The 8,085-nt window shown below is 64.9% G+C and carries 6 protein-coding genes; 3 read left to right on the forward strand and 3 right to left on the reverse strand.

Features of this window, described 5'->3' with window-relative positions; genetic code table 11:
- Window positions 1–259: 259 nt before the first annotated feature.
- Window positions 260–1,078 carry a MipA/OmpV family protein gene (locus tag ABDB81_RS24425; RefSeq protein WP_137927631.1) on the forward strand — a complete coding sequence of 273 codons (819 nt, stop codon included), beginning with the start codon at window positions 260–262 and terminating at the stop codon, window positions 1,076–1,078.
- Window positions 1,079–1,109: 31 nt separating this feature from the next.
- Here the strand turns inward: ABDB81_RS24425 and ABDB81_RS24430 are convergent, their stop codons facing one another.
- The 3 genes from ABDB81_RS24430 to ABDB81_RS24440 form a co-directional block, all read right to left on the reverse strand.
- Complete coding sequence (locus ABDB81_RS24430) at window positions 1,110–1,775, reverse strand: alpha/beta fold hydrolase (RefSeq protein ID WP_346813850.1); 666 nt, start codon at window positions 1,773–1,775, stop codon at window positions 1,110–1,112.
- A gap of 156 nt (window positions 1,776–1,931) precedes the next feature.
- A complete protein-coding gene (locus ABDB81_RS24435) occupies window positions 1,932–2,243 on the reverse strand; it encodes a hypothetical protein (RefSeq protein WP_137927614.1) in 312 nt (103 codons plus the stop codon).
- Between the two features lie 126 nt (window positions 2,244–2,369).
- Complete coding sequence (locus ABDB81_RS24440) at window positions 2,370–6,179, reverse strand: autotransporter outer membrane beta-barrel domain-containing protein (protein ID WP_346813846.1); 3,810 nt, start codon at window positions 6,177–6,179, stop codon at window positions 2,370–2,372.
- A gap of 314 nt (window positions 6,180–6,493) precedes the next feature.
- Here ABDB81_RS24440 and ABDB81_RS24445 point away from each other — a divergent pair, with 314 nt between their 5' ends.
- On the forward strand, window positions 6,494–7,666 hold the full coding sequence (locus ABDB81_RS24445) for a GGDEF domain-containing protein (RefSeq protein WP_346813847.1): 1,173 nt from the start codon (window positions 6,494–6,496) through the stop codon (window positions 7,664–7,666).
- Window positions 7,667–7,962: 296 nt separating this feature from the next.
- Window positions 7,963–8,085: catalase (locus ABDB81_RS24450; RefSeq protein ID WP_346813851.1), on the forward strand; the 123-nt coding region annotated here is incomplete at its 3' end.

An 8,085-nucleotide genomic window follows, 5' to 3' on the forward strand; every position in this document is an offset into this window, starting at 1 on the left:
GTCCTTCCTACACGGTTGTGGGAATCCGGGAAGTTGTCGGCAGCCGGCTTCGGTGAAAAGATAAGTTGCCGCCGCCCCGCCAACGACGCAATAGCTTTGGCCGGGGGAACAAGAAGATGAAAACGACCGGAGAAACCCAGTGTCGACCACGCCGGAATTCCACGCCGCCACGCCGCCCGACCACCCTTCCACCACATCCACCCCACCGTGGGTAACCCTGATCCGCCGCATCGTCACGCTCCAGGCACTGGCCCTGGGCATGCTTGCGGCCCTGGCCATGCTGACCGCGCCCCGCGTGCATGCGCAAACCCCCGCGCCGCTGGCCGAGTGGCAATACTCGGTGGGCGTGCCGCTGGAAAAGATGTTCGAGGGCGAGCAGCAGGGCTGGGATGTGCGCGTGGGCGCCGCGGTCAGCGTCCGGCCACGCTACGAGGGCACCACGAACTACTTCATCCTCGGCGGACCGGTCATCGACGTGCGCTACGGAGACAAGTACTTTCTCTCCACCGGCGAGGGTCTGGGCTGGAACATCGTCCATACGGGCAACTTCCGCGCCGGCGTGGCGCTGACCTACGACCTGGGCCGGCGCGAGAAGAAAGACCATGAACACCTGGGCGGGCTCGGCAATATCGGCATGGCGTTTGAAACCAAGGTGTTTGCCGAATACGCGGTGTCGAAGGAATTCCCGCTGGTCATCCGCGCGAACATCCGGCGCCAGTTCGGCGGCGCCAACGGCGTGATTGGCGATATCGGCGCCTATCTGCCGCTACCGGGCAGCAGCGAGAAATTCTTCTGGTTTGCCGGTCCCACCGTGACGTTTGCCGATTCCGCCTACATGGGCCGCTGGTACGGCGTCACAGCCGAACAGTCGGCGCGCTCCGGGTTGCCGCAGCATCGCGCCGGTGCCGGCATCAAGTCTTACGGCGGCGGTATCTCCGCCATGTATTTCTTCAACAAGCACTGGTTCACCACAGCCGACGTGGGCATGTCCGCGCTGGTGGGCGACGCGCGCAGCAGCCCGGTCACCTCGCGCTCCACAAGCTGGACTGGCGATATCTCGGTCAACTACCAGTTCTGATCCGCACGGATTCGCTTGCCCCGTCGCCCGGTCACTCCATCGGGCGACGCAGATACCCCTCCACCACCCGCTTCAGTCCGGGCAGCTTGCCGGTGAAGAAGTGTCCCGCGCCGGGCACCACCACCACCGGCAATTCCTGCGGCCGTGCCCAGTTGAGCACGTTGGCCAGCGGCACGCGTTCATCGTGCTCGCCATGCACCACCAGCGTATGGGCGGGCACGGTGGGCGTGTCATAGGACAGCGTCGGGGACAGTGCGCCGGCCGGCATGCCTGACAGGATCACGTGAGCAATGGAAACGCCCCCTTCCGTCAGTTGCTGCACCGCACGCGTCTGGACGAAGGCGCCAAACGAAAATCCGGCCAGCGCCAGCGGCAATCCGGGTCGCTCGGCCTGCAGATGCCGGATGACTGCCAGCACATCGTCCGTTTCGCCGTTGCCGTCGTCGTAGCTGCCTTCGCTCTGGCCCACGCCGCGGTAGTTGGGACGCAGCGTGGCAAATCCATGCGCCTGCAGCGTGCGGGCCAGCAATTGCGGAATCTTGTGCTCGGCGCTGCCACCCTGCGACGGATGGGGGTGCGCCACCACGGCAATGCCGCGCGGCGCGCCCTCGGGTAAATCGACAAGCGTTTCTATTTGCCCGGCGGGACCGGCAATGAACTGGCGGGAGGAAGCGGAGGTCGTGAACGAGGAAGACATCGACGAAGACGTGGGGGCAACTGCGGTGGAAGAAGCGACGGAAACAACCGCCATGACAATCCGTGTTGTCGTGTGCGTCCGCAGCATACCCGCAGCCGGACCCGGCCCGCAACGTCCCGCGCGTGCTCCGTGGCCCGGCAATGCGATCCCGATGCGTCAGTGCTGATGGTCTGCCTTGATGACCGAAGCAATTTCCTGGCGTCGGACGCTGACCACATCGTCCAGTTCCAGCCCCTCCGCCACGACGAGCATTTCGGCGCCCCGGCCAATGGCGTAGATCACGCCGTACCAGAGATCCGGACCCGCCACGGCGTTCAGGCGGATGCTGAATTCGGTTTCCAGGTCCTGGCTGTAGACGGTGACCAGGTCACCCACTTCGGGCATGTCCGCTGCGTCTTCCAGCGGAAACTCCCGGGCCGCCACGGTGAGCGGCGTTTGCGCAATGCCGCGCGCGAACCTCGCCTGCATCGTCCTCTCCTGCGCGTTGTACCCCATGTAAGGATATAAGCGCGGTCTGAAAAGGCACGGAAAACCTGCGGCGTGGCCCGATGCAAGTTATCGCGGCGTCTCACGCCACGCCGCCCTCTTCATACCTCACCACTGGTAGCGCACGCCAAGTTGGCCCGCAATGCTTTCATATCCTCCGTTGCCATACTGGTAGCCCAGGTGTCCCCAGACACGCCAGCGCGCGGACAGCGGCGCCTGTGCCCCCACCTTCACCTCCACGCGATCGCCGGGGTCGTCCTGCGCGATCACCACGTTGTTGAAGGCCACGGCATTGGCCCGCGTGTTGTGCCACCAGTTCAGTTCGAGGAACGGCATCCACGCCGGGTCATCCGGCGTCTCCGGCGCGTGAAACAGCCGCGCGCCCAGCCGCGTCATCCATCCTCCGCTGCTGCGGCTCTGCACAACGGTGCCGTTGTTCTCGACATGATCATCCGCCGAATAGTCGGTGTAGAGCACCTGCACCTGCGGCACAAGGTGGACGGTGCCAATCGACGTCTGGCCCACCGGCAGCATCCAGCCGCCTTCGATCGATCCGGTCCACACGCGACTGCTGTAGGTCTCGTTGCCCAGCGCGCCACCCTTCACGGTATTGTCGAAGCGGCTGTAGTGGAACCACGTGTCGATGTAGGGGCCGCCATTGCCCACGGCGTTTGCCCCCGCATCGCGGTGCCACGTGCCATAGAGTCCGGCGCCGCCGCCGTTGACCGTACCGCGCGCCGCGTTCGGATTGTTGCGCGCCGATGTATGGGTGGTGGCGGTGCCATAGCCCACCATCACACCACCCTGCAGGATTCCGTAAGGCGATGCGTAGTGCAGCAGGTCCACGCCGGCCTGCGCCAACGCGCTGTCCGCCGACCCCGCCAGGCGGCCCTGCGCGGCATTGCCATCCGCACGGCCGCCCGTCACGCGTGCCCAGCCAATCGACGCCCGCGCAGCGGTTCCGTCAGGCCCCGTCACGGCACGGTTCGGATCGGGGAGGCCGACCCGGTCGTACAGCGTATGCACGAACATTCCTTGCGCCACGTTCTGGTTGGTCAGCCACGTCCCTGGCTCCGGACGCGGCACGGGTGGCGCACTGCCGTCCGAACTGCGCAGATACCAGCTTCCATCGCCGGGCGAGTCGACGCTGCCCTGGTACAGCTGGTACTCATACGCGCCGCCCACCACGCGGCCATCGAGCGCGAACAGGCCATTCGACTGCCCATCCACCTGCACGATCCGGATGCCATTCTGTGTTGCCGCGCCACCGCCCCCGGCATTGAGGATAGTGACCCGTGTCTGCCCCGCCGTATTCCCGCGCACGATCAATCGATCGGTTGCCGAGGTATCGCCGCCCAGCGCCGTATAGAGCGTCAGCCGGCCATTGTTGCCGGTGTAGTCGCCGTTGACGGTCAGCGTGCTGGCCGGCACCGGCGAACCCATGCGAATTTCCCCGCTGTTGACGAGCGCACCGCCAATCGTGAATCCGCCTGCGGGCCGGCTCTCGAAACCGGGCGCGGCGTCGGCCACGGCCAGCAGCCCGTTGTTGACCACCGCGCCCCCGACGCTGCCATAGCCGCCGAAGATGGCGCCCGGTGCCACGGTCACCTGGGAGGTACCGGACAGGCGCCCATCCCCGTCGAGCAGCAGCGTTCCCACGCTCACTGTGGTGGGGCCGGTGTAGGGGCTGTCTGCCGTCAGCGTCAGCGTGGCGGGACCGGCCTTGTTCAAGCCGCCGCTGCCGGAGATAGTTCCCGCGTACGCGCCGTCACTTGTATAGCTAGCGGTCAGCATGCCGCTGCCAAGCGTCACGGCGCCTGCACCCGCCATCTGGTTGACCTGTTGGTCAAAGCCGTCGAGATCGAACGTGGCACCGTCTGCGATCGAGAGTTGCGCGCTGGCCGCGATCACGTTCGCCGCGCCCGCGCGCAGGGTTCCGGCATTGAGCCACGTGGCACCGGTATAGCCGTTGGCCTTCGATAGCTGCAGCGTGCCGGGGCCGGCCTTGGTCAGCGTGCGGCCATCCCAGCCCGTGGTGGCATTGGCAGGCTGGTCGATCAGGCGCGCGTCCACATCGAAGGACCCCTCGGCTACATCGAGCGTGAAGACGCCATTCGCAGTTTCGGGCCGCGTGCTATGCAACGCGTACCACGCCAGTCCTACCCCCACCACAAAGGTGCTAGGCGCGTAGCTCGATGTCAGGACCAGGTAGTCGGGTTCCTGCGCCTGACCGCCGATATGGATCGACTGGAATGCCCCGGTGAGCCCGCCCGGCGTGGTGGTGTGGATCACGTTCAGCGCGGTCGAGGCCAGTTCTTGGACCGAGGCTTCCGCCGGTGCCGTAAAGCCCACCAGATTGAATTTGGCAGCCGGCCCGATCACCGCCGTGCCTGCCGTGATGGAAGGCATATCGTGACGCGCCACCACATCAAGCGTGCCATCGACGCTGAAGCGGTTGCCCACCTGCAGCGCCGCCTGGCCGCCGACTCCCAGTGTGGCACCCGCCGCGGTGGAAACATCGCCGCTCACGACAACGTTTCCCGAGCGTGCAAACCCCAGCACGCCGGCATCGACTGCGATGTTGCCCTGCGTCGATCCCACACCCTCCAGGATCACCGCCCCGGGACCACTCTGGCGCAGCGTGCCCGTGCCACTCAGCACGGCAGTAGTCACCACGTTGTCGCTCCGCCGGAAGACCAGCGTGCCGTCGTTGGCGATATTGCCCGACACCATGCCCGAGGCGCCGCCACCGCCCAGCGTCAGTTGCGCGCCGTTGTCGATGGTGGTGCCCCCGCCGCCCTGCTGGGTCACGGTGCCCGTCAGCGTCAGGTTGCCCATCACATGCAGCGCATCGGCGCCCGCCCCGCCGAGCACCGCGTTGCCGGACAGCGTCCAGTTGCTGCCGGCCTGCGCGGTGAGCGACGCAAAGCCATTGCCTTCCGTTGCGTTGAAATCGCTGTCCTCCGCCCCGGTGCCGGTCAGGCCAATCGTGTTGCCGCTCCCCTGGCTCTGGATCGCCACGTTGCCGGCCCCATCGAGCCTGGAGGCCCCGTCCAGCACCACGCTGTTGTTGCCGCCCAGCAGCAGGATGGCCGGCGCGCCCTTGCTGACGATGCTTCCGCTGTTCGTGACCGATCCGTTCTGCACCAGTTCGATAGCGGCGTGGTTGTCGCCATCGATCACGCCAGTGGGCATATTGACGATGCTGACGGCGTTCGACGTCGTGCTCTGGATACCGCCCTGGTAGCCGTAGATCGTTCCCATGTTTTGAATGTTCGCCGGCCCCGCCATCAGGATGATGCCCTTGCCATACGTGGGATGGCCAACGCCGGAACTGATCAGGCCGCTCTGGTAATTGATGATCGAGACCGTCCCGACAGTGTCTAGGTAAATGCCGTCGGCACTGCTCATGACACTGCCACTGGGCCCCTTGTTCAGCGTGCCGTAATTCTCGATCGTGCCTGACGCACCGCTGCCGAAATGGATCGCGTGGCTGGATTTCACACTGATATCGCCGTAATTGACCACGCTGCTGCTACCGGCGCTGCCTTCCATGGAGACGCCGTATGTCTTGCCGTCCACCAGTCCCGAGGCCTGGTTGATGAAGGTCCCCTCCGTCTTGAAACGCACGCCCGTCGCGGCGCTCTGGCCTGACGACGTCAACGACCCCGCATTGGTCAGCGTGGCGCCGGGCTGCCCCTGGATGACCACGGCATCGCCGGCTCCCGACACGATCGAAGTGCCGGCCGCCACCTCATAGGCGGAGTCGTTCGAGAACGACTGCTGCGTGGTACCCGACGTAATGACGGTCACCGCCGATGCCGCCGGCGAAAACATCAACAGCACCGCACCATAGATTCCGCTACGTTGAAGCCCACCCGGCATGGGCGTCCCGCACTTCGCTGGCATGTTTTTCATGGGATTTTCCACCCCTGGTTTTCCGGCTGCTTACGGAACGATTTTCTGGATAATCAGATAATCAAATTAAAATAATTCCACTTTGTCGGATTATCACTACCACCTCCTTTCCCGATATGACGATCCAGTTATTTCTATATCAATGCAATGGATTATCCAACCCATTTGCTGAGGGTTATCAGACAGGGCGCGCAGATAATACCGATGCAGATTTCAATGGATCAGCGGAGATGTTTCCGGCAGGCGTTGCCCCGGGCAAACACCCCCCTTCCTAGTGCACGCGGCGTAACGTGGCTCTGGCAAAATGCGTGTCGATGAGTCAACGCTATTCCCCCATGTTCCTGTCGGGCCAGGTCTACAGCGCCCCGCGCTGGCGCTTCACGCGCTGGATAGCGGAGCCCGGTCGCGACGTGCCCGCGGAGATCCGTGCGGCCCTGGTGGGTAGCCTGTTCGGTACGCTGTCGATCTTCTTCGGCGGCATCCTCAACACCCTGATGGTGGCCACGGTCATCACCCTCCATCTGCGCCGGCCCGAGTTCATGGCATGGCTGGCGCTGGAAGCGGCCATCTGCGCGCTGCGCGTCGTCGTGCTGTTCGCGGCCCGCCGCGCGGCGCGCGAGCATCGCCCCACGCTCACGGACTGGCACATCGCGCTGACCCTGGCGTGGGCCGCCAGCGTGGGCGGCGGCGCGTATCTCAGCGTGCTCAGTGGCGACTGGCTCAGCGCGGCCATGGCCTGCCTGTCTGCTGCCGCCATGTGCGGCGGCATCTGTTTCCGCAACTACGGCGCGCCGCGGATGACGGCGATGATGATCCTGCTGACGCTGGGTCCGATCTGCGTGGGCGCGCTACAGGCCCACGAGCCCGTGTTCCTGCTGACGCTGCTGCAATTGCCCGTGTACGTATTCAGCATGACCAGCGCTTCGTTCCGCATGAACGCGATGGTGGTGGCCACCATGCGCTCCGAGCGCGAAAACGCCCACCGCGCCCGGCACGATTCCCTGACCGGCCTGCTGAACCGTTCCACGCTACTGGCCGATATCCGCGAAGCCAGCGCCCAGCGCATGGCGGCAGGGCGATTCCTGACCCTGCTCTATATGGATCTGGATGGTTTCAAGCCCGTCAATGACTCCTATGGCCATGGCAGCGGCGACGAGTTGCTGGTGCGGGTGGGCGAGCGGCTGCGGGGCGCCGTGCCAGGGCGCGGGCTGGTCTATCGCATCGGCGGCGACGAATTCGTCATTGTGCTGCGCAACGAAAGCGAGCAAAGCGTGCAGTCTCTGGCCAACGACCTGTTGCGCGAGGTCAGTACGCCCTATGTACTATCCAGCGGCCACCACGCCCGGCTGGGCGTCAGCATCGGCATCGCCCACGTACGCCCCGACGGCCTGACCGCCGACGACATCCTCCATCTGGCCGACCGCGCCCTGTACCGGGCCAAGGCCCAGGGCAAGGGGCAATTCCAGTTCGCAACGGCCGACGACTGAGAGGCATTCCGCCCCGCCTTTGCCCTCTCCCCTGCACACCATCGTGCGATCTCGAAAATATTTACTTCAGTAACCAAAAAGTCTGATGGCCTATCGGGGTCATTGATCAATACGATGTGACTTGTCGCATTTCATCTGCGATAGTTGGCCGGACTTCCACGCATTCAGTCAGAGTTTGACCTCGGAATGCTGCCGGGAAAGTCCGAAGGCCGGCCGGCAATCTCCTGCACATTGCCAGACCCACAAACGTCCAGGCGTGGTCCATCGAGGCCACGCCACCGCAAGAGGAACCCAACATGAACAAGCTCACGACCGCTTTCGGCGCGCCCGTCGTCGACAATCAGAACATCCAGACGGCCGGCCCGCGTGGTCCCGCCCTGCTGCAGGATGTCTGGTTCCTGGAGAAACTGGCCCACTTC

It is taken from the genome of Cupriavidus sp. DL-D2 (assembly GCF_039710735.1).
In the GTDB taxonomy this organism is placed as follows: domain Bacteria; phylum Pseudomonadota; class Gammaproteobacteria; order Burkholderiales; family Burkholderiaceae; genus Cupriavidus.

Coding starts and splice junctions, on each gene's coding strand:
- ABDB81_RS24425 (WP_137927631.1), top strand. CDS start 260: ATGCTTGCGGCCCTGGCCATGCTGACCGCGCCCCGCGTGCATGCGCAA.
- ABDB81_RS24430 (WP_346813850.1), bottom strand. CDS start 1,775: ATGTCTTCCTCGTTCACGACCTCCGCTTCCTCCCGCCAGTTCATTGCC.
- ABDB81_RS24435 (WP_137927614.1), bottom strand. CDS start 2,243: ATGCAGGCGAGGTTCGCGCGCGGCATTGCGCAAACGCCGCTCACCGTG.
- ABDB81_RS24440 (WP_346813846.1), bottom strand. CDS start 6,179: ATGAAAAACATGCCAGCGAAGTGCGGGACGCCCATGCCGGGTGGGCTT.
- ABDB81_RS24445 (WP_346813847.1), top strand. CDS start 6,494: ATGAGTCAACGCTATTCCCCCATGTTCCTGTCGGGCCAGGTCTACAGC.